The sequence below is a fragment of the Curvibacter sp. GW821-FHT01G03 genome, from assembly GCF_059422285.1.
Genome location: NZ_JBWKWP010000030.1, coordinates 17,165 through 42,274, shown reverse-complemented (window position 1 = coordinate 42,274; position 25,110 = coordinate 17,165). Strand labels below are relative to the sequence as shown.

The 25,110-nt window shown below is 66.7% G+C and carries 21 protein-coding genes; 2 read left to right on the top strand and 19 right to left on the bottom strand.

Going from position 1 to position 25,110, the window contains the following annotated elements; all coding sequences use genetic code 11:
• Positions 1 to 151: 151 nt before the first annotated feature.
• The 10 genes from AC07VS_RS27480 to AC07VS_RS27435 form a co-directional block, all read right to left on the bottom strand.
• Complete coding sequence (locus tag AC07VS_RS27480; protein ID WP_494752552.1) at positions 152 to 829, bottom strand: YoaK family protein; 678 nt, start codon at positions 827 to 829, stop codon at positions 152 to 154.
• A gap of 31 nt (positions 830 to 860) precedes the next feature.
• A complete protein-coding gene (locus AC07VS_RS27475) occupies positions 861 to 1,229 on the bottom strand; it encodes a helix-turn-helix transcriptional regulator (RefSeq protein WP_492346112.1) in 369 nt (122 codons plus the stop codon).
• Positions 1,226 to 1,729, bottom strand: coding sequence for a DNA starvation/stationary phase protection protein Dps (dps, locus tag AC07VS_RS27470; RefSeq protein ID WP_492346111.1), 504 nt, complete (start codon positions 1,727 to 1,729; stop codon positions 1,226 to 1,228). Before dps ends, AC07VS_RS27475 begins: the two co-directional genes overlap by 4 nt.
• 22 nt (positions 1,730 to 1,751) lie before the next feature.
• Entirely contained in the window at positions 1,752 to 2,582 is an 831-nt protein-coding gene (locus AC07VS_RS27465; RefSeq protein ID WP_494752558.1) for an alpha/beta fold hydrolase, read from the bottom strand.
• A 338-nt stretch (positions 2,583 to 2,920) separates the two neighbouring features.
• Positions 2,921 to 3,742: an AraC family transcriptional regulator gene (locus AC07VS_RS27460; RefSeq protein WP_494752551.1), complete on the bottom strand. Its 822-nt coding sequence runs from the start codon at positions 3,740 to 3,742 to the stop codon at positions 2,921 to 2,923.
• A 50-nt stretch (positions 3,743 to 3,792) separates the two neighbouring features.
• Positions 3,793 to 4,221, bottom strand: coding sequence for a DoxX family protein (locus tag AC07VS_RS27455; protein WP_494752550.1), 429 nt, complete (start codon positions 4,219 to 4,221; stop codon positions 3,793 to 3,795).
• A gap of 17 nt (positions 4,222 to 4,238) precedes the next feature.
• Positions 4,239 to 6,128, bottom strand: a complete 1,890-nt coding sequence (locus tag AC07VS_RS27450) for an amidohydrolase (protein ID WP_494752549.1) — start codon at positions 6,126 to 6,128, stop codon at positions 4,239 to 4,241.
• Complete coding sequence (locus tag AC07VS_RS27445; RefSeq protein WP_492346107.1) at positions 6,128 to 6,406, bottom strand: DUF1427 family protein; 279 nt, start codon at positions 6,404 to 6,406, stop codon at positions 6,128 to 6,130. The genes AC07VS_RS27450 and AC07VS_RS27445 overlap by 1 nt, the downstream gene beginning before the upstream one ends.
• A 6-nt stretch (positions 6,407 to 6,412) precedes the next feature.
• A complete protein-coding gene (locus AC07VS_RS27440; protein WP_492346106.1) occupies positions 6,413 to 7,066 on the bottom strand; it encodes a hydrolase in 654 nt (217 codons plus the stop codon).
• A 116-nt stretch (positions 7,067 to 7,182) separates the two neighbouring features.
• A complete protein-coding gene (locus AC07VS_RS27435; RefSeq protein WP_494752548.1) occupies positions 7,183 to 7,902 on the bottom strand; it encodes a pirin family protein in 720 nt (239 codons plus the stop codon).
• Positions 7,903 to 8,080: 178 nt separating this feature from the next.
• Here AC07VS_RS27435 and AC07VS_RS27430 point away from each other — a divergent pair, with 178 nt between their 5' ends.
• Positions 8,081 to 8,983 (top strand): LysR family transcriptional regulator, encoded by a 903-nt coding sequence (locus tag AC07VS_RS27430; RefSeq protein WP_494752547.1) that lies wholly within the window; start codon positions 8,081 to 8,083, stop codon positions 8,981 to 8,983.
• Positions 8,984 to 9,014: 31 nt separating this feature from the next.
• Here AC07VS_RS27430 and AC07VS_RS27425 read toward each other — a convergent pair whose 3' ends face one another.
• From AC07VS_RS27425 to ptsP, 3 genes are read right to left on the bottom strand one after another with little or no spacing between them, the layout of a single operon-like run.
• Positions 9,015 to 10,811, bottom strand: a complete 1,797-nt coding sequence (locus AC07VS_RS27425; protein ID WP_494752546.1) for a fructose-specific PTS transporter subunit EIIC — start codon at positions 10,809 to 10,811, stop codon at positions 9,015 to 9,017.
• Between the two features lie 42 nt (positions 10,812 to 10,853).
• Entirely contained in the window at positions 10,854 to 11,837 is a 984-nt protein-coding gene (locus AC07VS_RS27420) for a 1-phosphofructokinase family hexose kinase (protein ID WP_492346102.1), read from the bottom strand.
• Positions 11,834 to 14,374 carry a phosphoenolpyruvate--protein phosphotransferase gene (ptsP, locus tag AC07VS_RS27415; RefSeq protein ID WP_494752545.1) on the bottom strand — a complete coding sequence of 847 codons (2,541 nt, stop codon included), beginning with the start codon at positions 14,372 to 14,374 and terminating at the stop codon, positions 11,834 to 11,836. The genes AC07VS_RS27420 and ptsP overlap by 4 nt, the downstream gene beginning before the upstream one ends.
• A gap of 241 nt (positions 14,375 to 14,615) precedes the next feature.
• Between ptsP and AC07VS_RS27410 the strand changes: the two genes are divergently transcribed.
• The gene (locus tag AC07VS_RS27410; RefSeq protein ID WP_494752544.1) at positions 14,616 to 15,614 is read left to right on the top strand and encodes a LacI family DNA-binding transcriptional regulator; all 999 of its coding nucleotides are present in this window, start codon (positions 14,616 to 14,618) and stop codon (positions 15,612 to 15,614) included.
• A gap of 52 nt (positions 15,615 to 15,666) precedes the next feature.
• On the opposite strand, the gene AC07VS_RS27405 is transcribed toward AC07VS_RS27410, so the two are convergent.
• From AC07VS_RS27405 to AC07VS_RS27380, 6 genes are all read right to left on the bottom strand, one after another.
• A complete protein-coding gene (locus AC07VS_RS27405; RefSeq protein ID WP_492346091.1) occupies positions 15,667 to 17,214 on the bottom strand; it encodes a sugar ABC transporter ATP-binding protein in 1,548 nt (515 codons plus the stop codon).
• The gene (locus tag AC07VS_RS27400; protein WP_494752543.1) at positions 17,211 to 18,329 is read right to left on the bottom strand and encodes an SMP-30/gluconolactonase/LRE family protein; all 1,119 of its coding nucleotides are present in this window, start codon (positions 18,327 to 18,329) and stop codon (positions 17,211 to 17,213) included. The genes AC07VS_RS27405 and AC07VS_RS27400 overlap by 4 nt, the downstream gene beginning before the upstream one ends.
• Complete coding sequence (locus AC07VS_RS27395) at positions 18,329 to 20,524, bottom strand: ABC transporter permease (RefSeq protein ID WP_494752542.1); 2,196 nt, start codon at positions 20,522 to 20,524, stop codon at positions 18,329 to 18,331. Before AC07VS_RS27395 ends, AC07VS_RS27400 begins: the two co-directional genes overlap by 1 nt.
• 127 nt (positions 20,525 to 20,651) lie before the next feature.
• Entirely contained in the window at positions 20,652 to 21,674 is a 1,023-nt protein-coding gene (locus AC07VS_RS27390; RefSeq protein ID WP_492346088.1) for a sugar ABC transporter substrate-binding protein, read from the bottom strand.
• Between the two features lie 84 nt (positions 21,675 to 21,758).
• Positions 21,759 to 22,736: an ABC transporter permease gene (locus tag AC07VS_RS27385; RefSeq protein ID WP_492346087.1), complete on the bottom strand. Its 978-nt coding sequence runs from the start codon at positions 22,734 to 22,736 to the stop codon at positions 21,759 to 21,761.
• A gap of 15 nt (positions 22,737 to 22,751) precedes the next feature.
• Positions 22,752 to 25,058, bottom strand: coding sequence for an AMP-binding protein (locus tag AC07VS_RS27380; RefSeq protein WP_492346086.1), 2,307 nt, complete (start codon positions 25,056 to 25,058; stop codon positions 22,752 to 22,754).
• Between the last annotated feature and the right edge of the window lie 52 nt (positions 25,059 to 25,110).

The window sequence follows — 25,110 nt, the reverse complement described above, 5'->3', positions numbered from 1 at the left end:
GGTTGGGTTCTTGTTGAAAATGGGGTTCAGAGAGTCTGAACCCCGGTTGCAGGGCCTTGCCCATTTGGCGCGCACCCGTCTGCTGGTATCGCTCACAAAACGGGCTGAGTCAATTTCAAGCACAAAGCATTCGGCTTGGCGTGTTCGGGCGTCAGGGCTCGGTGGTGTGCAAGCCTGCGGTGGCGATGCAGGCGATGGCCGTCACCGGCAGCAACAGGGCCACAAAGCCGACGGCCGAATAGCTGAGGGCACCCGCGATCGACCCCAGGGCAAAGGTCAAAACCGGGTAGAAGAGCCGGCTGATGCGCTGGCTCAGGCCCGCATCCCGGCGCCCGGCAATCCAGTCGCTGGCTTCCATGACCAGTTGGGTGACGTTGCCAGTCATGACCGTGTTGGGCGTCAGCTTGGCCAGCAGCATCTTGCTGCTGGCGTTCTGCATGCCCATGGCGCCAGCGCCAAACAGGCCTGCAGCGTAGGCCAGGGGCTGAAAATGCCCTGGCACAAGCTCTGAGGCCACACCCGCCGCCATGAAAGCCAGCAAGAGCAAGGCTTGCAGGCCCATCAAGGGGCCCAAAGGCGGCCGGCCTTGGCGTTCGAGTGCCAAAGCCAGCCAACGGCAGAGCGCGACCGCCAGCACAAAGACCGGAAACGCCAGCAGCTTGAGCGCAACGCCCCGCCCGGGCTGCACCAGCTCGGCACCGATCAACACGAAGTTGCCCGTGACGTGGGCGGTGAACAGGCCGAACAAGGCGACAAACCCAAGCGTGTCGACAAAGCCGGCCACCCCCGCCAAAAGTGTGGCGCCGTGGTGGGCAGGTAAGGGTCTCATGGTGGGGTGGTCTCGGTGCGGTAAGAGGGTGTCAGTGGGCACGGAACTGGCTGCGCCACTGGCCTGGCGAGAGGCCTTCCGCAGCGCGGAAGGTGCGTGTCAGGTGGGCCTGGTCGGCAAAGCCGCATTCGTTCGCAATGTCTGCGATCGAGAGTGTGCCTTTGAGCAACAGTTTGGCCATGTCAATCTTGCGTGCAAGGCGCCATTGCGCCGGGCTGTAACCCGTCCAGGCCTTGAAGGCCACGCTGAAGTGGCCCCGCGACAGGCCGCATTGGCGTGCCACGGCGGTCACGGTGCAATGGGGATGGGCCTGCCCGCAGAGTTCGAACATGGACAAGGCCTGAATGCGATGGTGCCGGGACAGCCCCCCGCCCGATGCCTGCAGGACGGCGGCATTCAATTGGCAGACTCCAGGTTGGGCGCGTCGATCAGGTGGGCCTCGACCAGCCACAACAGCTTGTCTGTTTCGCGCGACAGTTGGGTGAACAGGTCGGCCGTGCCGGCGTCACCGAGATGGCTGGCCACCTCAATGTCCTGCCGCACGCCAGTCCCGAAGCCGCTCAGGGCCCCGCTGACGGCGTCAAGGTGGGCCGCGCCGCCCTTCAGGCCCAGCGGGTACTCCGCCAGAGAGCTTCCGTTGACGGCGGTTTTCAGGCGCCCATCGGCCGTGCCGCCCAGGGCGGTGATGCGCTCGGCAATGAGGTCGACCGCCTCTTCGATCGCGTCGTGCACTGAATCCAGCAGCTGGTGCAGCTGCAGAAATTGGGGGCCCTTGACGTTCCAGTGCGCATGCTTGAGTTGCGCGTCCAGGTCGATGGCGTCGTTCAGGCGCTGCTGCAACAAGCGTGCAACCTGCCCACGCACCAGCGGCGGCAGATCCATCTTGGTGACATATCCCATGGTGAACTCCCTGTGGTGTTGTTCAGGCCTGCAAAAAGGCCAGCAGCAACTCGTTGATTCGGTCCTTGTGCGTGGTGCACAGGCCATGGGGCGCGCCTGGCACGATCTCCAGCTTGGATCGCGGTGCCAGTTTGGCCGCCTCCCGCCCCGTGGTTTCCAGGGGCACGATCTGGTCATCATCGCCGTGGATGATGAGGGTGGGCACTGTCATGCGTTGGAGGTCTTCGCGCAGGTCGGTCTCCGAAAAGGCCTTGATGCACTCGTACTGGGCCAGGATGCTGCCTGTCATGCCTTGCAGCCAGAAGGTGTCGCGCACGGCTTCTGACACCTTGGCGCCGGCTCGGTTGTAGCCATAGAAAGGCAGGGTCAGGTCTTTGTAGAACTGGGCCCGATTGGCCTGCACACCGGCACGGATGCCGTCAAACACCGACAGGGGCACACCGGCCGGGTTCCAGTCGGTCTTGGCCATGATGGGGGTGACCGCGCCGATCAGCACCGCCTTGGCCACGCGTTTCGTGCCATGCCGGCCGATGTAGCGCGCCACTTCGCCGCCACCAGTGGAGTGGCCGACGTGCACCGCGTCTTTGAGGTTCAGCACCTCGGTCAAGGCGGCCAGGTCGTCGGCATACTGATCCATGTTGTTGCCAAAGCCGGGTTGAGACGAGCGGCCGTGGCCACGCCGGTCATGGGCGATGACCCGATATCCGCGCGATGCGAGGAACAGCATCTGATCTTCAAAGGCATCGCCGTTCAGGGGCCAGCCGTGGCTGAAGACGACAGGCTGCCCTTGGCCCCAGTCGTTGTAGAAGATGCGGGTCTTGTCTTGGGTGACGATGACATTGCCTTGGGTCATGGACTGGGCTCCTGGGTGTGACAGAGTGGATGCTTGGGTGGCGGGTTTGTCCTTGGCCATGGCCAGGGTGGGCAGAACAGCGGCCGCCCCCAGCAGGGCTTGGCGACGATCGACAGGTGCATTGAGGGACATGGCGTCTCCGGTGTGGGTTGAATACGGTGGCAATGTGTTCAGCGTAGTGATCAAGTCCCGCGTCGTCTTGGACGTTATTGATGCGCCCCGCCATCAAGGAGAAATCAAGCAGAAATCAAGCGGAGATCACCCGACGATCGTTTGGCCATCTGTGCTTGATTTGTGGGCCGCGGCCCGCCCAGCGTGCAACTGGGGCCCACGGCCTTTCAGCTGCGCGTTCTGGGGATGATGCTGCCCGGGCTCACGCCAAGCCGCTGCTTGAAGCGCCTGTTCAGATGGCTTTGGTCTGCGAAGCCGCACAGGTGGGCCACCTCGGAGCAGGGCAAGCCGGCTTGCAGGTATTGCTTGGCGCGAAAGATGCGGTAGGCCAGCAGGTAGTCGTGCGGGGCGATGCCGAAGGCCTTCTTGAACTGCCGCAGCAGGGTGTAAGGGTTGGTCTGGCACACCTGGGCCAGATCGTTCAGGCTGATCTTGTCCTGGAAATGCGCTCTGAGGTATTCGATCGCCCGAATGGGGCGATGGGTGCATGGGGCGGTCGACGCCTTCAGGCCCTGCCCGCTGCTGCGCTGGGCAATGGCCGACAACAGCCAGCTGAGGTAGGTCGTGGCCAGCAAGCTGCATTCGTTGCGATGCTCGAACAGCCAGTGTGTGTCCCAGAACAGCTGCACCAGCTCCGGGCTCATGATCACGGGCGACGAGAAATCGACCGCGGGCAGAACGCCGTGCGACTGTTCATAGATCTGCGCCAACCGCCCGCTGGACAGGTGCATCTCCCGGCATTCGGGTTCGGTATCCGCGCTGGCATGGGCCTCCATGAGGCAGGCCGAAAAGACCTGACCGGCATTGCGAATCACCAGGTGATCAGGCGTTTCATCGTGCTGGCGCCGGTCCTGCTCGCTGCGCCAATAGGACTGCCGAAAGGCCAGGATGGTGATGTCATCGTGGAACACCCGGTTGAAGGCCAGCGGTTGATCGGTGGAGATCGCCACGCGCTGAAAGCCAATGTCATCGGTGCGCCAGGCAATCACCTGGTGCTGCGGTCTGGACGGGGCTTTCCCGTCGCGGGAGGGCGCGTTCGTCATCGCTGCCGAGCCCGCCAGTCTTGTACGGCCACGAGCACGAAGCCGCCCACCAGGCCCAGGTGTTCGTAGAAGGCGTTGGCCACGCCGTCGCGCAGCGGTGGCGCCAGGGCCCAGTAGCGGTTGGCCAGAAAGGTCGCGGCGACGGTGAAGCACGCCAGCAGGGCGGCCGCGAGCCCACGCCACCAACCCGTCAGGACCATGAGGGACGCCCCCAGTTCCAGTGCGATGGTGCCCCCCGCCAGGAGTGGGGCGGGGGCCAGTCCGAAGTGCTGCATCTCCTGCATCGCTGCCGGAAAATCAAGCAGCTTGTTGACGCCCCCCTGCAGGTAGGCCGCGCAAAGCCCGAGCAGGGCCAGCCATTGAATGGCCGATGCCAGGTGATGCGCTGGCCCTTGGGGCGGCTGATCTGTCGATGATCTGAGCATGCTCGTCTCGGTCGGGGTCAGATGGCCCAGCAGGCGCAGCCGAGCGCCCCCCAGAAGCTCTTGAGGTCGGCGATGGGCAGCTTGCGGCTCCAGGCCGTGGCATGTTCGTGGCCATGGACACCGCAACTCACGTTGCAGGCACAGGCGGCGGCCTGACGCTTCAAACTGGCTTGCAAGGGGGCTCCGCCTTCGTCAGCCCAGCCCGCGTAGCCGCCAAAGGTGCGCACCGGAGACCAGTCCGGCATGGCAGGGGGAGGCGCGGCCTCGTCGTGACCCTGGAAGAGGCCCGATGCGTACACCACCTTGCCACCCACCAGCGTCAGCAAGGAGGTGGTGTCGGCAATCTCGGACTCGGGGCAGGCAAAGAAATCGCGATCGGGCACCATCAGGTCGGCCAGTTGGCCGGCTTCGATGCGGCCCTTTTTGCCTTCCTCGTTGGAGAACCAGGTCACGTTGTCTGTCCACATGCGCAGGGCGGCCTCGCGGTCCAGGCAATTGCGCTGCGGGTAGAGCTGCAGGCCGCCCACCGTCTTGCCGGTGACCAGCCAGGACAAGGACACCCAGGGGTTGTACGAGGCGACGCGGGTGGCATCGGTGCCCGCTGACACCTTCACGCCTTTTTCGAGCATGCGGGCCACGGGCGGGGTGGCCTCGGCAGCGCCCCGGCCATAGCGCTCAACAAAATACTCGCCCTGATAGGCCATCCGGTGCTGAACCGCAATGCCCCCACCCAGCGCCGCAATGCGGTCGATGGACTGCTCGGAGATCGTCTCGCAGTGGTCAAAGAACCAGTTCAGCCCTTGCAAGGGCACGCTTTGGTTCACGCGCTCAAACACGTCGAGGGCTCGGCTGATGGTCTCGTCATAGGTGGCGTGCAGGCGCCAAGGCCAGCGGTTCTGCGCCAGCAGACTCACCACGGCCTCAAGTTCGCCCTCCATCTCGGGCCCCATGTCAGGGCGCGGCTGGCGGAAGTCTTCAAAGTCGGCGGCCGAAAACACCAGCATCTCGCCCGCCCCGTTGTGGCGAAAGTAGTCGTCACCCTGCTTGTACTTCGAGGTGGCGGTCCATTGCAGGAAGTCTTCTTTCTCTTGCTTGGGCTTTTGCGTGAAGAGGTTGTAGGCCAGGCGCAGGGTCAACTGCCCCGCATCGGCCAGCGTCTGGATCACTTCATAGTCTTGCGGGTAGTTCTGGAAGCCGCCACCCGCATCGATGGCCCCGGTCACGCCCAGGCGATTCAGCTCGCGCATGAAGTGGCGCGTCGAGTTGATCTGGTAGTCGATGGGCAATTTGGGGCCTTTGGCCAGGGTGGCATACAAGATGCCTGCGTTGGGCTTGGCGAGCAACAGACCGGTGGGGTTGCCACCCGCGTCGCGCAGGATCTCGCCTCCGGGCGGGGCCTGGGTGTCCTTGGTGTAGCCCACGGCCCGCAAGGCGGCGCCATTGAGCAAGGCCCGGTCATACAGGTGCAGGATGAAAACGGGGGTGTCCGGTGCGACCGCGTTGAGTTCTTCCAGCGTGGGCAGGCGCTTCTCCTGGAACTGGTGCTCGGTGAAGCCGCCCACCACGCGAACCCACTGCGGCGCGGGGGTCAGGTCGACCTGACGCTTGAGCATGGCCATCGCGTCGGCCAGGCTGCGCACACCATCCCAGCGCAGCTCCATGTTGTAGTTCAGACCGCCGCGGATGATGTGGATGTGGTTGTCGATCAGGCCGGGCAGGACGCGCTTGCCGCGCAGGTCGATGACCCGGGTGTTCGGGCCTGCCAGCGGCAGGATCTCGTGATCGCGCCCCACCTGCTGAAATCGCCCGTCCCGGATGGCCACGGCGCTGGCATGGGGCTGGCTGCGATCGAGCGTGGTGAACAGGCCACGGTGGAGGATCAGGTCGGGATGGTTGTCGGGGTTCATCAGCTGTCCTGCCTTTCGGCGTTGGTTTCACGGGCCCTCACCGGGGCTTTGGGCAGGTGCCCGAACATGTGCGGTTTGACCTGCTCATTCAACCAGGACACGCGGTGCGCGCGCTCCTGAAGCACCTGCCTGAGCAGAGACGGGATCTGCTCGCCCGCCAGGATGCCCAGCAGGCCGACCAGCGCAATCACGGGGGGCGCTGGTGACCGCACATTGAGCGCCCCGTAGATGACACCCACCAACAGACCGACGGCCAGTGCCAAAAGATAGGGCTTCATGGCCTGTCAGCCTTCGTGGGCGCCGAACATGGTCTTGGCGTAGGTGATGCCCAGGCCATAGGCGCCGCCGTACTGCTTGGCAATGCCCGTGGTCAGCTCGTAGCTGTCGGTGCGCGCCCAGTCCCGTTGCAGTTCCAGCAGGTATTGCAGCGCTGTCATGGGGCGGGCGCCGGCCTGAACCATGCGGTCCACGGCGCGGTTGTGGGCTTCGACCGACACATCACCGCAGGCGTCGGCAATGACATACACCTCATAGCCCTGAGCCAGTGCGGACAAGGCCGGGCCGACGATGCACACCGAGGTCCAGAGCCCGCCCAGCACCACGCGGTCACGCCCGATGGCATTGACCTGTTGGATCACGTTGGCGTCTTCCCAGGTGTTCATGGAGGTGCGATCGATCAGTGCCTGGCCCGGGAAGGCAGAGGTGATCTCTTCGTACATGGGCCCGGAGAAGCTCTTTTCTGCCACGGTGGTGAGGATGGTGGGCACGCCAAAGCCTTTGGCGGCGCGCGAGATCAGGGCCGCGTTGTTGCGCAGCTGGATGGCATCGATCGACTGCGTCGCAAACGACATCTGTGACTGGTAGTCGATCAGGATCAGGGCGTGGTCCGATGGCGTGAGCAAGGTGGCGCCGGGTGTCGGGGTGGCGGTGAGTGTCATGGTGAGATCCTTGTGGGTGTGGGGGAAAAATCAATGGAAGCGAACCGATCGTGCCAAGGCTGTTCGATGCCGTCTTGAAGATTTGTCAGGTGGTCAAGGCGGTGTCGAGGTGGGCGTCAACGCGAGGGCAATTCGCGCGGCGGCAGGTTGAAGACCAGCACCTCGGCCTGCCGGCCAGCGCTCAGATGCAACACATCTTCATGGCGCACACGGGCCCCGTCGCCTTCGGCGAGCCTTTGGCCGTTCACCTCCAGGCTGCCGCGTGCCACATGGACATAGGCGTAGCGGTCGGGCCCCAGCGCCAAAGTGCTGGCCTCGTCGCCGTCGAACAGGCCGGCATACACGCGGGCGTCCTGGTGAATGCGCAGTGAGCCCTCCGCACCGTCCGGCGAGATGATGAGCGCCAGCCGGCCCCGCTTGTCCGCTTCGCTGAAGTGCTTTTGCTGGTAGCCAGGCTTGGCCGCCCGGATGTTGGGCACGATCCAGATTTGCAGAAAGTGCAGCGGCTCGGTTGCCGAGTGGTTGTACTCGCTGTGCCGCACCCCGGCGCCGGCGCTCATCAACTGCACGTCGCCGGGGTGGATGACCGAGCCGGTCCCCATCGAATCCTTGTGCTCCAGCGCACCTTCGAGCACATAGGAAAAGATTTCCATGTTGTTGTGCGGGTGGGTGCCGAAGCCCTGCTCGGCCTGCACCCTGTCGTCATTGATGACCAGCAATTCAGAAAAGCCCTGCTGCTGGGGGTCGCGGTAGTGACCAAATGAGAAGGTGTGACGAGACTCAAGCCAACCCAGGTTGGCGAGGCCCCGATGGTCGGCTTTGCGAAGTTCAAGCATGCTGCTCTCCGGACTGGTTGATCTTTCGATCTGGTTGATGATCAATTTCATCGAATCAACTCGTCAGTGGGCGATTTCCGATGAAGAGATGCTAGTTTCCACTTCCAAAAGCCTGCTTGGATTGAAGAGTTTCATGCTTCATAATCAAAAAATCCGAACATAGAGGGGCAGTGCACGCATGTTGAAGATCACCCTTGAAGCCATTGAGTTGATGGACGCGATTGACAGGCATGGCTCGTTCGCCGCGGCGGCGGAGCGGCTTCACAAGGTGCCATCGACCGTGTCCTATGCCATCAACAAGCTGGAATCCCAACTGGGCATGGCCTTGTTTGTGCGAAACGGGCCGCGCATCACCCTCACGCCCCCGGGGCGGGAGATGCTCAAAGAGGGGCGATGGCTTCTCGATGCCGCTGCCGATCTGGAGTCACGGATGTGCCAGATCGCCACCGGCTATGAGTCCGAGTTGCGCCTGGTGCATGACTCGTTGATCCCCCCCAGCGCCTTGGCGCCAGATGTCTGTGCCTTCGAAGACCTGCATTGCGGCACCCGTTTGCGCATCGCCTGCGAGGCCCTGACCGGCAGTTGGGAGGCCCTGCGTGACGACCGTGCCGATCTGGTCATCGCGGCCGGGGATGGCCCGGCCGGGGGCGGGTACAGGGCGGTCAACGTGGGCTCGCTCGCCTTCGGCTTTTGTGTGGCGCCAACCCACCCCTTGGCCAGGGCTCCGCAGCCCTTGAGCCGGGATCAGCTGTTGAAGCACACCGCCATCGTGGTCGGTGACAGCGCACGCCACCTGTCAGAGCGAACGGTGGGGGTGCAACTGGGCCAGAAGCGGATCACCGTGCCCTCCATGGAGGCCAAGGTGGCCTACCAGGTGGCGGGGCTGGGCCATGGCTTTCTGCCCTTGGCCTGCATACAGGCTGAATTGGCCCGCGGCACCCTGGTCGAACTGCCCTGCCTGGAATCCCGGCCTGACGAGCAATTCTGGCTGGGCTGGAAGATCGGCCACGAGGGCGAGGCGCTGAAGTGGTGGGTGAATCGGCTTTCCCGGCCCCTGTTGCCTCACATCCTTGCCAAGTGAGGGGGTGTCGGGGAGGGCAGGCCTTGAACGTTCAGGTGGCTTTGGCCGCCACTTCCCGTTTCACCACCCCCAGCGCCAGCGCCGTCACCACCGTGCCCACGGCAATCGCGGCGGCATACAGCAGCACCTGGTTGACGGCGTTCGGGATGGCCAGCACGAAGATGCCGCCGTGGGGGGCGTGCAGGCCGATGTGCCAGAACATGCTCAGGCCACCGGCCACGGCCGAGCCGAGCACGCAGGCCGGGATCACGCGCAGGGGGTCGCGCGCCACGTAGGGGATGGCCCCTTCGGAGATGAAGGCCAGGCCCAGCACGGCAGTGGCCTTGGCGGCGTCGCGCTCTTCGGCCAGAAAGCGGCTGCGGAACAGCCAGCAGGCCAGGGCGATGCCCAATGGCGGGGTCATGCCGCCGGCCATGGCGGCGGCCATGGGTTCGGTCACGCCCGAGCCGATCAAGGTGGTCGAGAACACATAGGCCGCCTTGTTGACGGGCCCGCCCATGTCCACGGCCATCATGCCGCCCAGCACCAGGCCCAGCATCACGGCGCTGCCGGTCTGCAAGCCCTTGAGCCAGTGGGTGAGGGCGCTCATCACGGCGGCCATGGGTTCGCCGATCACCATCAGCATCAGCACGCCGGTGATGGCCGCGCCCAGCAGCGGCAACAGCAGGACGGGCTTGAGGCCTTCCAGCCCGCGGGGCAGGCGCATGGTCCGGTTGAGTGCCTGCACGCTGTAGCCAGCAATGAAGCCGGCCGCGATGGCCCCCAGAAACCCGGCCCCCACGGTACCGGCCAGCAGGCCGCCGATCATGCCCGGTGCAATGCCGGGGCGGTCGGCGATCGAGTAGGCGATGTAGCCGGCCAGGGCCGGCAGCATCAACGCAAAGCCGGCCTTGGCCCCCACCTGAAACAGCACCCAGCCCAGCGTGCCTTTGTGGGCATCGTCATAGACATAGATGCCGCCCAGCGCAAAGGCCAGTGCAATCAACAGGCCACCGGCCACCACAAAGGGCAGCATGAACGACACGCCGGTCATCAGGTGCTTGTAGGCGCCGGTGCGGGCCTGGGGGCCGGCCGGTGCTGCGCTGGCCGAAGCCGCCGCTGTGGGGTCTGTGGCGGTGTTCCAGACCACGGCCTGGCGTGCCGCCTCGTTGAACACGGCGCCTGCGTCGTGGATGGCGGCCTTGGTGCCGGTCACATGCAGGCGCTTGCCCACAAAGCGATCGCGGTTCACCTGGGTGTCGGCTGCAATGATCACCAGGTCGGCCTGGGCAATGGCTTGGGCGCTCAGGGTGTTCTGGGCACCCACCGAGCCCTGGGTTTCGACCTGGATGAGGTGGCCCAGGGCCTTGGCGCCCTGTTCCAGCGCCTCGGCCGCCATGAAGGTGTGGGCCACCCCGGTGGGGCATGAGGTGACGGCCACGATGCGCAGCGGCGCCGTGGGGGCCGTGGCTTGCGGGGCTGGGGGCTTGTTTGACGCTGGCTTGGTCGCGGCAATGGCTGGGGCCGCGCCAGCGTCTGTCGCCGGCATCAGGGCGCGCCGCAGCACGCCCTCGGCATCGGCCAGCACCTCGGCCGGGGTCACCCGCAGGGTGGGCACCTGGGGCTGAAGATGCGGGGGCAGGGGGCTGTCCAGGTCCGAGGCCAGGATGCAGGCCAGGGCGCCTGCGCGTTCGGTCTCGCTCCAGACACCTTGGTCGCCCAGCGGGCTTTTGACCCACAGGGCCAGGTGGTGGCCCTGGCGTTCGGCAGCGGCCCGCAGGGCCTCGCCCGTGACAAAGCTGTGGGCAGGGCCAGCCTGGCTGGCCGCGAGGGCAATGAGTTGCGCCATGCGTGTCTCCGTGTGCTCAGTGAAAAGGGGGCAGATCGGGGGTCAGATCAGGGTGGTGTGGATGTGGTTGGCCAGCTCGTGCACCTGGTGCAGCGGGGGCAGGCCAGGCGCAATGCGCTGGATGCGGGCGGCGGCGCAGGCCATGCCGAACACACCCGCGACCGGCATGGTCTGCCCGCCCATCAGGGCCGCCAGGGTGCCTGCCACCAAGGCGTCGCCGGCACCCACCGTGGTGGCCACCGGCACGGGCGGTGCCGCGGCCAGCCAGCAGCCCTGGGGGCTGACCATCACCGCGCCCTCGGCGCCCAGCGACACCACCATCTGCTGCACGCCGTGCCGGCCGGCCAGGGCCTGGGCCGCCTCGGCCACGGCCTGGGCATCCGGCAGGGCCCGGCCCACCAGTTCTTCGAGTTCGGCCCGGTTGGGCTTGATGAAGGCGGGCGCCACCGTTGGCCCCTGGGCCGGGTCGGACAGGCGTTGCAGCAACTGCCCCAGCACGGCGCCGCCGGTGTCGATCACCAAGTGGGCGCCTCGTCCGGCCAGCCAGCGCGCCAGGCGCTCCCACAGCGCCACATCGGTGCCCGGCGGAAGGCTGCCGGCCAGTTCGCACCAATCGCCCGGCGCCACGGCGGTGCCCAGGGCCTCTTGCAGGCGCTGTTCTGCGGCCTGCAAGGCCTCGGCGGGCAGGCTCAGGCCGGGCAGGTTGATGTCGGTGCTGTCGCCGCGTTCGGCCACGGCCAATTTGATGTTGGTGCGGGTGGCGCCAGGCAGGCGCACCATGGCGTCGGTGATGCCGTGGTGGGCAAACGCGGCGCGGAACACCGCGTCGTTGTCGGCCCCCAGCCAGCCGCTGGCAGTCACCGGCCGGCCCAGGGCGGCCAGCACCGCCGCCACACCGATGCCCTTGCCACCCGCCTCGGTCTGCTCGCCCAGCGCGCGGTGCACCGCGCCGGGCTCCAGACGGCTCAGCCGCACGGTCTGGTCGATGGCGGGGTTGAGGGTGATGGTGATCAGGCGGGCGCTCATGCCTGGGCCTCCGGGCTGTCAGCCCCGCTTGGCGTACCGTGCAGCGCACCGCCCAGGGCGCGCACTTCGTCGGCACTGTCCATGTCCAGGGCCCGGCGGGCCATGGCCTGAAGCTCGCTCAGGCTGTGGCGTCGCAGCAAGGCCTTGATCGGCCCCACATCGCCCACGCTCATGGAGAGTTCGTCCACGCCCAGGCCCACCAGCAGGGCCGCGCCCAGAGGCTCGCCGGCCAGGCCGCCGCAAACGCCCACCCAGCGTCCATGGCGGCGCGCGCCAGCCACGGTGCGCTCTACCAGGCGCAGCACGGCGGGGTGAAGGCTGTCGGCCATGGCGGCCAGTTCGGGGTGCTGGCGGTCCACGGCCAGGGCGTACTGGGTCAGGTCATTGGTGCCGATCGAGAAGAAGTCGACCTGGGCGGCCAGCCGGTCGGCCAGCAAGGCGGCCGAAGGCACCTCGATCATGATGCCGATCGGCACCTCGGGGGCGTCCAGTTCTTCGCGCACCTGGGCCATGCGCCGGCGCAGTTCCTGCACCTCCTCCACAGTGCTGATCATCGGGAACATGATCTGCAGCGGGCCGTGCCGGGCGGCGCGGCACAGGGCGCGCAGCTGGGGCAGCAGCAGGTCGTCGCGGCGCAGCGCCAGGCGGGCACCGCGCACACCCAGGAAGGGGTTGTCCTCGACCGGCAACTGCAGGTGGGGTACCTGCTTGTCGCCGCCGATGTCCAGCGTGCGCACGACCAGCGGCCGTCCACCCAGGGCCTCGACCATGGCCCGCAGGGCCAGGTACTGAGCCTCTTCGTCGGGCACGGTGTCGCGCTCCAGAAACAGGAACTCGGTGCGCATCAGGCCCACGCCCTCGGCCCCGGCCTCAAGTGCCCGTGCCACCTGGTCGGCGCGGTTGACGTTGGCTGCGATTTCCACGGTGTGCCCATCGGTGGTGGTGGCGGGCATCAGGCGGTTGCGCGCCTCTTCGGCCTGCCGGCGGGTCAGCCCCTCGATTTGTTCCTGCGCCTCGATCAGGGCGGTGGCGCTGGGCCCCACATACAAACGGCCCCGGTAGCCGTCGAGGATGGCGAGGGTGCCGCTCTCGGCCTGCAGCAGATCGGGGCCGCCGGCCACCAGGGCCGGCAGGCCCAGGGCGCGGGCCAGGATGGCGGTGTGGGCCGTGGGGCCCCCGCTGGCGGTGCAGAAGCCACGCACGCGGGTCGGGTCGAGCTGGGCGGTGAAAGAGGGCGACAGGTCGTCGGCCAGCAGGATGGCGTCGCCCGGCCAGGTGTCGCCCAGCGCCTGCGTGGGCAGGCCCAGCAGGTGACGCAGCACGCGGTCGCCGGCATCCTGCAGATCCGCCGCACGCGCGGCCAGGGTGGCGTCGGGCAGCGCCCGCTGGGCTGCTACCCGCTCGTTCAGGGACTGGCGCCAGGCCCAGGCCGCGCCGTGGCCCTGCACGATGCCGCGGCTCACCACCTGCAGCAGGCGGGGGTCGCGCAGCAAGCCGGCGTGGGCACTGAAGATGCCGGCTTGTTCAGCCTGGCCCTGCCCCCGGGCCTGGCTGGCCCCGGCTTCCAGCTCGGCCAAAGCCGCCTGCAGGGCGCGCTCAAGCGCTTCGGCCTCTTGCGGCGCGCTGCGGAAATGGTCTTCGACCTGCAGCACCGCCCCGGCGGCCTGCACCAGGGTGCCGATCACCAGGCCGGGGCTGGCCGCGATACCGGTGAAGGTCTGGCGCGCCGTGGGCTGCCAGTCGCCCAGCACCTGGCCCAGGCCTTGGGCCTGGCTCTGGCGAAAGCTGGCCAACTGGGCCTGGCGCGCCTCCTCCTCGCCCAGCCGTACGACGATGGCCCGCAGGGCGCGCAAGGCCGCTTCGGCATCCGGGCCCTGGGCCGACAGGCGCAGGGTGGCCCCGCGGCCGGCGCCCAGGCTCAGCAGGGCCGCCACGTTCTTGGCGTCGACCACCACCTGGTCGTAACGCACGTGCACCTGGGCGGCGAAGCGCTGTGCGGTTTGGGCCCATTGGCCGGCAGGGCGCGCATGCAAGCCGTTGGGGTAGCTCAGCGCCACCTCGCGGCCCAGGGCAAAGTCTTCCAGGACGGCGGTGGCGGTGGCGGTGGCTTCGCCATCGGTGGTCAGGGCGCGCACGATGTCTTGCGCATCGTCGGTGGTGACCAGGCGCTGCATCAAGGCCTCGTTGCGCATCAGGCGGGTCAGGCGGCGCAGCACGTCAATGTGCTCGTCCGAGGCGGCCGCAATGGCCACCACCAGGTGGGCCTGCTTGGCGTCGTCCCCCCAGCGCACCCCGGCCGGGACCTGCAGCACCGCCAGGCCCGTGCTCTGCACCAGGTGGCGGTCTTCGATCAAACCGTGCGGGATCGCCACCCCCTGGCCCAGAAAGGTGTTGGCCAGCTTTTCGCGTTGCAACAGGCTGTCCACATAGGCCGGCAGCACATGGCCGGCCTGGGCCAGCAGGGCGCCGGCGGCACGCACGGCATCTTCGCGGTTGTGGGGGGCAGCCCCCAGACGGACTTCGACCTGGATCGGCATCTCTGTCTCCAAATTGGTATCGATTTCAGGTCGGCATTATCGATCTCGTTTCTCAGGAATGGGCATGATTGCGCCATTGAGCGGCCTAAAACAAGGGTAAACCCCGAATTTTGGCGAAGAAATTAAAAGCAACGGGTTACTGGATTTGATTGTGCAGATCAGAATTTTGTTTATTTTTGGAATCGATACCAAGTTGGTTCACGGGCGTTACCATGGAGGCCGGTAAAAGAAAGGATTCCAGGTGAGCAGCATCAAGGACGTGGCCGCCAAGGCCGGCGTGTCCACCACCACGGTCTCGCGGGTGCTCAGTCAGCCCCAGGCGGTGCGACCGGCGTTGCGCGCCCAGGTGGAACAGGCGATTGCCGCCCTGGGGTATCGGCCCAATCTGGCAGCCCGCCGGCTGCGACAACAACGAGCCTCGCTGTTGGGCCTGATCGTGTCCGATATCCGCAGCCCCTTTTTCACGGACGTGGGGCGGGCGGTTGAGGACATGGCCTACCGCCACGGCCTGCGTCTGATCTTGTGCAATACCGACGAGAACCCTGAAAAAGAGCACTCCTACCTGCAACTGATGGCCGACGAACAGGCCAGCGGGGTGATCTACTCACCCACACTGGAAGGCCTGCGGCGCTTCAGGCCCACGGACTGGCCGTTTCCGGTGGTGATGGTGGACCGTGCCCTGCCCGACACCCCGGTGGACCGGGTGCTGCTAGACAACGTGGCGGCAGCACGTCAGCTGACCGAGCACCTGCTGGCGGCGGGCTACCGGCGCATTGCCTTGCTGGTGGGCCACCACAGCACCACCGGTCAGGAGCGCCAGGCCGGCTACGAAGCCGCCTTGCAGGCTCAGGGCCTCCGCCCCGAGGTGCACCGGGTGGCGCCCACCCGCGAGGCCGGCATTGAGGCGGCCGCCGCTTTGCTGGCCCAGGCCGACGGACCGGACGCCTTGCTGGCATCCAACGGCCTGCTGTTGATGGGCGCGGTGCAGGCCTTGCAGGCCGCAGGCAGGCGTTCGCCCGGCCAGATCGGCTTGGCCGGTTTCGACAACAACGACTGGACAGCGCTGCCCTCGGTCGACGTGACCGTGATCGCCCAGCCCACCTACGACATCGGCCGCAGCGCGGCCGAACTGATGCTGCAGCGCATCGACGACCCGAGCCGCCCGGCCCGCAAGGTGGTGCTGGAGGGGCAACTGGTGATCCGTGGGTCGAGCCGCGGGCCGGAGGGCCGCCAGCGTTGAATTGATTCCCAGACTGGCGCCCGGGGCCCCAGGACGTGGCCGGCCCCGGCGCTCAGTGGATGGCCGCGTACATGATCGCTTCCTGGCTGGCCTGCTCGGCAGAGAACTCGACCACCACTTTGCCTTGTTTGGCCACCAGGATGCGGTCGGACAGGGCCATCACCTCGGGCAGATAGGACGAGATCACCACCACGGCTTTGCCGGCATCGGCCAGTCGGTTGATTTCGGCATGGATCTCGGTGATGGCCCCCACGTCCACGCCGCGGGTGGGCTCGTCAAAGATGATCACATCGGGGTCTTGCACCAGTGATTTGGCGATCACCACCTTTTGCTGGTTGCCGCCCGACAGTTCGATCACCTTCACGTCGCGGCTGATGGCGCGCACATTGAGCAGCTGGCTCCAGTGCTCGCCCATGCGGGCAGCGCGGCCCGGGTCGAGCAGGCCTACCATCGAGCCGAGCTTGCCCAGCCAGCCCATGTAGATGTTCTGGGTGATGGACATGGTCTCGAAAAAGCCCTCCACCTTGCGGTCTTCGGTGATGTAGGCGATGCCATCGGCCACGGCCTGGCGTGCCACGCGGTAGCGCACCGGGCGCCCGCGCAGCAGCACCTCGCCGCCGTGAAAGAAGTCGCGCTTGATCAGGCCGGCCACCACCTTGAAGGTCTCGGTGCGGCCTGCCCCCACCAGTCCGAACACACCCGTCACCTGGCCTGCAAACACCGACAGCGAGTTGTTTTTCACCATCGAGGCCATGCGCAGGTTGCGCACCGACAGCACGCAGTCCCCCTGGGCCCGGACCTGGGTCTTCTTTTGCCCGTACAGGGTTTGCGACAGGTCGCGGCCCACCATGGCCTGGATGATGCGGGCGCGGTCGAAGTTCTGTTTGAGGTCAGTCACCACGTGCTGGCCATCGCGCAGCACGGTGATGCGGTCGGCCAGCAGCAGCGCCTCTTCCAGCGCATGCGAGATGAAGATCACCGACACGCCGCGTGCCTTGAGGTTGAGCATCAGGTCGAAGAAGTATTTCTTCTCTTCGGGGGTCAGGCTGGCCGTGGGCTCGTCAAAGATGATGATTCGGGCCTGATGCAGCACGGCGCGGGCAATCTCCACCATCTGTTTCTTGGCGGCGCCCAGCAGGCTCACCGTGGCCGTGGGGTCGACATCGAAGTTGAGCGATTGCAGAAACTGCTGCGCCGAGATGTACACCCCGCGCAAGCGGTTGAAGAAGTGCTCTTGCCCCAGGAACAGGTTCTGTGCCACGGTCATGGTGGGGACCAGGCTGGTCTCCTGGAACACCATGGCAATGCCCGCGTCGCGGGCCTCCAGCGGGGTCTTGAGCTGGACCTCGCGCCCCTCTACCAGCATCTGCCCTTCGCTCAGCGCCACCACACCGGCCATGATCTTGGTCAGGGTGGATTTGCCGGCGCCGTTCTCGCCCAGCAGGGCGTGGATCTCACCGCGCCGCAGATCGAAATTGACGCCGTCGACGGCTGGCACACCGCCGTACTTCTTGGTGGCCTGGCGCAGTTCCAGCACCACCTCGTCGGCCAGGGGGGCGGGTGAGGGGGTGTGGGTGGAATCCAGCTGAGAAACCGTCATGTCTGACTCCCTGTCGGCTGGGCGTCCAGCCGCAACAAGCGCCCCGCACCGCGCGAGGCCACGTACAAGACCATGCCCACCTGGGCCACCGCCGTGATGCCGTGGTGCTGTCCGTCCACCTGGCTGTGCAGGGACGACAGCACCCGGCCATCGGCCGCCACCCTGAGCACCAGCCCATAGGAGCGCGGAGGGGCCCAGGGTTTGAGCACGCCCATCTGTTTGACGCCTGCACCCTGCAGCGGCTCCAGAAAACTTTGGCCCGATGACAGCGCAGGTGCGATCCAGTGGCGTGGATCGATCTCGGCCATCATGCGTTGGCGGTAGGCCGGCTCGCGCAGCACGAACTCGACCAGTTGCGAGCGGCACACAAAGCAGCTGAGCCAGAAGCCGCCACGGTCATCCACCGCCATGCGCGAGGGGTAGCCCACCAGTTCAGCGCTCAGCGAGTGGCCCTGGCGCGGGCCGGCGCCGCTCAGGTCCAGCACCCGGTGATGCCAGCTTTCGCTGACCAGCACCCGCGAGCCCAGCGCCAGCACGCCAAAGGCATGACGCAGCCCCTGGGCCAGCAGGTCGGCCTGCGGTGTGCCCGGTGTCCAGCAGCCCACCCGACCCGTGCGGCCCAGGGCCATCAGGTCATGGCACCAGGCCTCGGTGCCGTGATGTGAGGAGCCTTCACTGAACAACAGCCGCCCCTGGGTGTCAAAGCTCAACGCGTTGACGCTGAGCAGCGGCGTGCCCGCCAGTGTCTGCAGGCTGGCTTCGGTGTGCCACACCGGGTCTTGGTTGGGGCGGTACAGGATGCGCAACTCGTTGCCGCCCAGGGCCACGGCCAGGCGTTCAGGCCCTTGCAGGGCCAACGCGGTGATGGGGCGGTCAAAGCGCAGTTGCTCCACGGGCCCGGCGTCCTGGTCCAGGCGATACAGCGCATTGCCGGCGCTCATCCAAAGCTGGCGCCCGTCGCTGGCCAGGTCGTTCAGACCCGGCAGATGGGCCACCACCTGGGCCTCGTCCAGGGCCCGGTTGGGCTTCAGGGCGCCATCCATCACCGGCACGGTGATGGCAGCATCGCCCCGGCCCAGAAAACGGTCGCTCAGTTGTCTGAAGGTGGCCAGCATCAGCGTTGCTCCCAGCGTTGTTCGTAGTGGGCGAAATCCGCCTTGGCGTCGGGCAGCTTGTAGCGGCCGATGCGGTTGTTGGAAATGCCGCCCAGGTACAGGTAGCCCCGGTGCTCGCGCATCGAGGTGATCATGGGGTGGTTCTCGCCGCCCAGGTCCCACAGGGTTTCAAGCACTTCGCCGCGCTCGCTGAACTTGAGCACGCAGCCGGTGTTGATGTTGGGGAACAGCCATTCGTCCACCGGCACCCGCTTGGCCATGCGGCGCCTGAAGCCCGGCATGCGCATGGCCAGGTCGTAGGCCGGCGCGCGCATGCCCACCAGGGCCATCCAGTAGTGCCCGTCAGAGGCCAGGTTGATGTTGTCGGGGTAGCCCGGCAGGTTGTCCAGCACCACCTCGACCTGGCCCTGGCGTGGCCCGTCAAACCAATAGCGCTTGACGCAGCAACCCCAGGTCTCGGCAAACAGGATGGACTGGCCGTCGCTGCCCACGCAGATGCCGTTGGGAAACTTCAGCCCGCGCAGCAGGGTGCGGGTGCTGCCGTCACGCGGGTCGTGGCACACGATGCGGCCGTTGCCGCGGGCCTCCAAGCCGTCCACCGGCCATTCGTGCATTTCATAGCGGGTGGTGGCCTCGCTGAAGAAGATCCGGCCATCGGGCGCGATGTCCAGGTCGTCGGCCAGGCGCAGGCGGCTGTCGTCGTTGATCGAGGCCCAGCTGCGGTTGGTCTCGTCGGTCACGCAGTGCACCTCGCGCTCTGGCGTCACCTTGTACAGGCCCATGCCACCCACGCAGACCAGCAGGTTCCAGTCGCGGTCGAACGCCATGCCCAGCGGCTGGCCGCCGATGTGGGCAAAGACCTCCATCTCCTGGTAGTCGGGCGCCTTGAAGCGGATGATGTCGCCATGGCGCGAGCCCGCATACAGGTGGTTGTCGCGGTCCAGGATCACGTCTTCGGGGGCTTCGATGCGGCCCAGTCCGATCAGGTCCACATCGCGCAGCTTGTTGTTGACGGCCCAGGCGGTGGGCGCCTGGGCACTGCAGTCGGGGGCGGCTGGCAGGCGCAGGTAGGTGGGGCTCACGTACACCTTGCTGATGATGCGGTGGCGGTTTTTCAGCCAGCGCACGTCGATCGCGGCGGCCGCGATCAGGATGGCCGCCAACACCATGCGTGTCACGCCGCCGGGGGCCGACAGGGAGGTCAGGCCGTTGGTGATCAGCAGCACCACCAGGGTGCCGACCAGGGCCTTGGTCACCGAGCCGCGCCCACCACCCAGGCTGATGCCGCCCAGCACGGCCGCGGTCAGCACCAGCACCTCCATGCCCACGCCGATGTCGGCGCCTGCCGTGGCCAGCCGCGATGCGAAGAAGCAGCCGCCCACGGCCGTCAGCACGCCACTGCCCACATAGCTCAAGGCCACGGTGCGGCGCACAGCGATGCCACAGTTGTAGGCCGAGCGGCGTGAGCCGCCAATGGCCATCACATGCCAGCCCCAGCGCAGCCGGGTCAGCATCAGGTGGCCCGCAATGGCCACCACGGCATAGACCCAGGCCACCGAGGGGATCTCCAGAAACGTGCCGCCGCCCAAGAAATCCCACCAGGCCGAGTCGGGCAGGTTGCCGGCGATCTCGGTCGAATAGCGCAGGCTCAGGATCTCGTACAGCGAGCGGAAGATGATCAGCGTGATCAAGGTGGTGAGGAAGGCCCGCAGGCGCAGGTAGCCGATCAGCACACCATTGATGCCCCCCAAGACCGCGCCCGTGAGCAGGGTGCCCAGCACGGCGGCCGGCACCGGCCACTTGAGCACATGCATCATCATCAGCGCGCTGAAGTTGGTCAGTGCAAAGATCGAACCCACCGACAGGTCGATGCCGCCCACGATCATCACCAGGGCCAGGCCCAGCACCACAAAGCCCACCTCGCCGGCCTGCCGCAAGGTGTCGGCCATCACGGCCAGGCTGTAGAAGTTGGGCAGCAACTGCCCCGAGGCGACGAGCACCGCCAGCAGCAGGATCACCGGGATGGCCGTCTCGGTCCAGCGCTTGGACAGGATTTCGCCCACCCAGTGGTCGGGCCAGTAGCGATAGCGCAGGCGCGTCAGCGTCTCGGACCACGAGGTGGCGTCCGCGTGCTGGCGCGGCGGCGCGCCGGCCTGCAGCAAGGGGGGCAAGGTGGTGCTTGAAGGGTCACTCATGGCAGGTTTCCATCCATTGGTGAGGCGCCCTTGGCGCAAGGGCGGGCCTGGCGCCGGCGTTGGGGGGCCGGCCCGGCGGCCCCAGAGGGCGCCAAGGCTCGGTTGATGTGCGCACAGGCGCAGCGGCTTACTTGGCAGCCAGCTTCCAGCAGGTGCCGTCGGCCCCGGCGTTCTCTTTGGTGATCGGGATCAGCGTGGTGTAGATGTTCTGGCGCGCCTGGCCTGCCTTGAGGCCGTTCTGCACCAGCCACTTGATCATGGCGGCCATGTTGCTGGCCTGCGTGGGCACGTCGTAGCTGATGTCGTAGTCGAAGCCGCCGCTCTTGACCATGTCGCATGCACCCTTTTGCTCGCCGCCGCCCGAGGTGGCGAGGTACACCTTGCCCGTCAGGCCGGCCTCCTTGATGGCCGCTGCCGTGCCGATGTCCATGCCGTCCCAGAAGCCCACGATGCCGCACAGATCAGGGTGTTGCTTGAGCACGGTCTGGGTCAGGGCCTTGGCCTTGGCGGCGTCCCAGTCGGCGGCCTGGTTGGACACCACTTTCACGGTGGGGTTCTTGGCCAGCACGTTCTCCACACCCTTGAGGGTGTAGGCACTGGCGGCTGCCGTGGGGGCGCCCTGCACAATGGCGATCTTGTTGGACTTGCCCTTGCAGGACTCGACCACCGCGGTGGTGGTGCGTTCACCGATGTCCACCCAGTCGGCGCCGACAAACACGGTGGAGGGCTGGGCCGAGCGCATGTTGATCTGCACCACGTAGATGCCTTCGTCCTCGGCCTTCTTGATCAGCTTGGCGTAGGTTTGCACATCGGGGTTGTGGATCACGATGGCGGCGGGCTTTTCGGCGATCAGCGAGGTGAAGGCCTGGGCGCCGGCATTGGTGTTCCAGTTCGGGTCACGGGCCACCACTTTCATGCCCGAGGGCTCCAGCTCCTTTTTCAGGCCTTGGTACCAGCCCTGAGCCAGGTCAAAGCCCATGGCCACCGGAATGTAGCCCACGGTCTTGCCGGCCAGCGCCTTCTTGTAGCCCTCACGGAAGGGCTCATCCAGGCCCTTGCTCTGGGCCAGTGCGCTGCCCGCCAGCCCCAGGCTCAGGGCCAGACCGGCGAAGGTTGTCGTCCACTTTCCTGCGTTTCCTGCGTTGTGCATGCTTGTCTCCTTGCTTGTTTGAGGATCAAAAGCGCCTGAGGCCGGGCGTGCGGCATACCGAAACCAGAATGGGAGCGGGCGGCTCTAGATGTCGCCCTGTTGGGCTGTCTCTTCGTTGCGCGGGTTGAGCACCGAGTCGATCAGGATGGCGGCCAGCAGCACCAGGCCCTTGATGATGTTCTGCACCGAGTAAGAAATGTCCATGATGGTCATGCCGTTGAGCATGGTGCCGATCAGCAAGGTACCGATCACCACGTTGGCCACGCCGCCGCGGCCACCCGACAGGCCGATGCCGCCCAACACCACCACCAGCACCACGTCATAGACCATGGTCGAGTTGTAGATGCGGGTGGGCATGCTGTTGACCGAGGCGGCCATCACCAGGCCTGCAAACAGGCCGATCAAGGCGGCCAGCACGTATTCAAAGACGATCACCGGCCGAGTGGGCAGGCCGGTGGCGCGGGCACTGAAGGGGTTGTCGCCTATCGCGTAGATGAAGGCGCCGGCGCGCACCTTGCGCAGCAGCAAGGCCATGAGGGCCGAGGCCAGCGCGAACATGACCACGGGCATGGGGATGCCCCCCAGCGAGCCGCGCCCCATGCCGGCCACGGCGTCCAGCGCCGCGGGCCATTGCACCACCTCCAGTTGAAAGATGGCCGCCTGCCCCAGGCCGGCCAGAAACAGGCCCGAGGCCAGGGTGGTGAACAGCGAAGGCACCTCGGCATAGGCGATCAGCCAGCCATTGATCAGGCCAAAAGCCAGCGACAGACCCAGCGCCATCAGCCCTGCCGAGGCGATCGACTGCCCATTGGCGACCATCTGCAGCATCAGGCCGGCCGGTACGGCCAGCGCGGCAATCATCGAGATGTCGATGCCGCGCCCGATGACCACCACCGCCATGCCCAGGCCCAGGATGCCCAGGATGGCCACGTTCTGCAGCAGCGTGAGCAGGTTGTCCAGGTTGGAAAAGCCGGGCAGCAGGACCGTGAAGCCCAGGAACATCACGATGAACAGGGCAAACACAATGGTTTGCTGGGTGGCACGCAGTTTGGGGATGGTCATGGCGGGCTCCTTGGGTCAGGTCAGGGCGGCGTTGAGCGAGCGACGCAGCTCGCGCTTGACGATCTTGCCGTTCAGGTTGCGCGGCAAAGGTTCGGTATCGATGGTCCAGGTCTCGGGCACGGCGTAGTCGGCCATGCGCTCTGCACAGAAGGCCTGCAACACCGGGGCCTGGGTGTCGTCACCCAGCGCACGCACGGTGACGAAGGCGTGCACTCTTTCACCCAGCACCGCGCAGGGCACACCGACCAGGGCCACTTCGATGACTTGAGGGTGCTCGGCCAGTACGTTCTCCACCGCGGCGCAATACACCTTGTAGCCGCCTCGGTTGATGATGTCTTTCTTGCGATCCAGGATGCGCAGATAGCCTTCGGCGTCCAGGCTGCCGATGTCGCCCGAGCGCCAGAAGCCGCCCCTGAACTCGCTGGCGGTGGCCGCCTCGTTGCGCCAGTAACCCGGTACCACCATCGGACCGGCGATCCAGATCTCGCCCACGCTGCCGCGCGGCAGCTCGCGGCCCTCGTCGTCGACGATGCACACCTCGCCACAGGGCACGGCCTGGCCCACGCTGTCGCGGTGGTGGTCGGTCTGACCGGGCGGCATGATCGTGGCGGGCGAGCAGGTCTCGGTGGCGCCATAGGCGTTCATCAGTGTCAGGCCGGGCAGGCGCTGCGCCAGCGCATCGATGGTGGCGGTCGACATCGAGGCGCCCCCAAAAGCCCCGATGCGCCAGTGCCGCAGATCGTGGTTCTGCAGATCGGGCAGCAGCAGGCACAGGTTGTACATGGCCGGCACCATGATGGTGTGGGTGATGCGCTCGGCCTCGGCCAGTCGAAGAAACTCGCCCGCCTTGAAGGGGGGCATCAGCACCAGGCAGCCGGCGCAGTGGAGCATCGTGTAGAGCTGCGCCACCAGCCCGGTGACGTGGCTCAGGGGCACGGCCACCAGCGTGCGCTCCTGGGCGCCCAAGGCCATCACCTGCGCAAAGTGCATCACCGAGTGGATGATGTTGAGCTGGCAGATCATGGCCCCCTTGGGTTTGCCGGTGGTGCCCGAGGTGTAGAGCAGCACGGCCAGATCGTCTTCGTGGGCGGCGTGGGGTTGGGTCATGGCCTCGCCTTGCAACAGGCCGGACAGGGCGCTGAAGCCGGTCACGGCCTGGCTTCCGCACACCAGCCGCCAGCGCAGCGCCTCGGGTGGTTGGTCGTGTGGGAACCACTCGACCAGCTCGGGTGCGCACACCACGACCACCGCCGCTGAATCGGCCAGGGCATGGGCCAGCTCAAGCCCCCGGGCCCGGTCGCTGATGGGCACCAGCACGGCGCCCATCCAGGCGCAGGCCAACCCCAGCAAGACGAATTCAGGCCGGTTGGCCATGTGCAGGGCCACACGGTCACCGGGCTGCACGCCCAGGCGTGCCAGGCCGGCGGCATATCGGGCGGCGGTGTGTTGCAGCTCACGCCAGCTCAGCCGCAGCCCGCCTGAAACCAGGGCTGGCGCATCAGGGTGTGCCTGGGCGGCCCGCTGCAGCATGTGGCCCAGGCTGATCGGGCGTTCGCTGTAGCAGCGCATCACACGGTTCTGGAAATGGGTTTCGCGACGCGTCAGGGGCATGCTGTCTCCAGTCTGGTCGGGGCGGGCCGGGTGGGCCGCGGGCTCGCTCAAGACGCCGCGCAGCAACATCTCCAGGCAATGGTCCACGGCGTGGCGCAAGGCTTCGGCGCTGTGCTGGCCCGGTCGGTACCAGCGACCGATGCCGCTCAGGGCGCCGACCACGGTGAATGAGGCGACGGCGGCATCGCCGGTGACGATCCAGCCGGCCAGCATGCCTTCGTCGATCAGCACCCGGAAATCGGCGTCGACCTGACGCTTGAGGCGGCGCAACTCGCGCCGCCGCTCTTCGGGCAGGGTGTCCTCGCCCAGGCGGATCACGCATTGGCCGAAATCACCTGTCACCACGCTGGCGTACAAGGCCATGGCGGCGCGCAGGCGCTCACGCCCGCTCAGCCCCTGGCCCTGCAGCTGGGCCAGGCCAGTGTGAAACTCGGCCAGTCCGCGCTCCACGCAGTCAAAAAGGATCTGCTCCTTGTTGTCGACGTAGTAGTAAAGCGTTGGCTTGGACACCCCCAGGCTGCGCGCGATGTCGTCGAGCGAGGTGTGCTGGAAACCGTTCTTGGTGAACAGGCGCGCCGCTGCCAGCAACACGGCGTCCTTCTTGGCCTGGCGCGCAGGTTCCCGCTCATGGCGGGTGGCCCAGGGCGAGCCCTTGGGCTCGGGCGGTTGGCTCCCTTGGACGCTTGCAGCAGCAGTTTTAGGCACGGACACCGACCTTTCCTGGCTTGATCGAGATCAGGTTACCGGCGGGTAAGCCTGTCGA

Excerpts from the sequence above, each read along its gene's own strand:
- AC07VS_RS27480 (WP_494752552.1), bottom strand. The coding sequence starts at position 829 with ATGAGACCCTTACCTGCCCACCACGGCGCCACACTTTTGGCGGGGGTG.
- dps (WP_492346111.1), bottom strand. The coding sequence starts at position 1,729 with ATGGGATATGTCACCAAGATGGATCTGCCGCCGCTGGTGCGTGGGCAG.
- AC07VS_RS27465 (WP_494752558.1), bottom strand. The coding sequence starts at position 2,582 with ATGACCCAAGGCAATGTCATCGTCACCCAAGACAAGACCCGCATCTTC.
- AC07VS_RS27455 (WP_494752550.1), bottom strand. The coding sequence starts at position 4,221 with ATGCTCAGATCATCGACAGATCAGCCGCCCCAAGGGCCAGCGCATCAC.
- AC07VS_RS27450 (WP_494752549.1), bottom strand. The coding sequence starts at position 6,128 with ATGAACCCCGACAACCATCCCGACCTGATCCTCCACCGTGGCCTGTTC.
- AC07VS_RS27445 (WP_492346107.1), bottom strand. The coding sequence starts at position 6,406 with ATGAAGCCCTATCTTTTGGCACTGGCCGTCGGTCTGTTGGTGGGTGTC.
- AC07VS_RS27440 (WP_492346106.1), bottom strand. The coding sequence starts at position 7,066 with ATGACACTCACCGCCACCCCGACACCCGGCGCCACCTTGCTCACGCCA.
- AC07VS_RS27435 (WP_494752548.1), bottom strand. The coding sequence starts at position 7,902 with ATGCTTGAACTTCGCAAAGCCGACCATCGGGGCCTCGCCAACCTGGGT.
- AC07VS_RS27430 (WP_494752547.1), top strand. The coding sequence starts at position 8,081 with ATGTTGAAGATCACCCTTGAAGCCATTGAGTTGATGGACGCGATTGAC.
- AC07VS_RS27425 (WP_494752546.1), bottom strand. The coding sequence starts at position 10,811 with ATGGCGCAACTCATTGCCCTCGCGGCCAGCCAGGCTGGCCCTGCCCAC.
- AC07VS_RS27420 (WP_492346102.1), bottom strand. The coding sequence starts at position 11,837 with ATGAGCGCCCGCCTGATCACCATCACCCTCAACCCCGCCATCGACCAG.
- ptsP (WP_494752545.1), bottom strand. The coding sequence starts at position 14,374 with ATGCCGATCCAGGTCGAAGTCCGTCTGGGGGCTGCCCCCCACAACCGC.
- AC07VS_RS27405 (WP_492346091.1), bottom strand. The coding sequence starts at position 17,214 with ATGACGGTTTCTCAGCTGGATTCCACCCACACCCCCTCACCCGCCCCC.
- AC07VS_RS27400 (WP_494752543.1), bottom strand. The coding sequence starts at position 18,329 with ATGCTGGCCACCTTCAGACAACTGAGCGACCGTTTTCTGGGCCGGGGC.
- AC07VS_RS27395 (WP_494752542.1), bottom strand. The coding sequence starts at position 20,524 with ATGAGTGACCCTTCAAGCACCACCTTGCCCCCCTTGCTGCAGGCCGGC.
- AC07VS_RS27390 (WP_492346088.1), bottom strand. The coding sequence starts at position 21,674 with ATGCACAACGCAGGAAACGCAGGAAAGTGGACGACAACCTTCGCCGGT.
- AC07VS_RS27385 (WP_492346087.1), bottom strand. The coding sequence starts at position 22,736 with ATGACCATCCCCAAACTGCGTGCCACCCAGCAAACCATTGTGTTTGCC.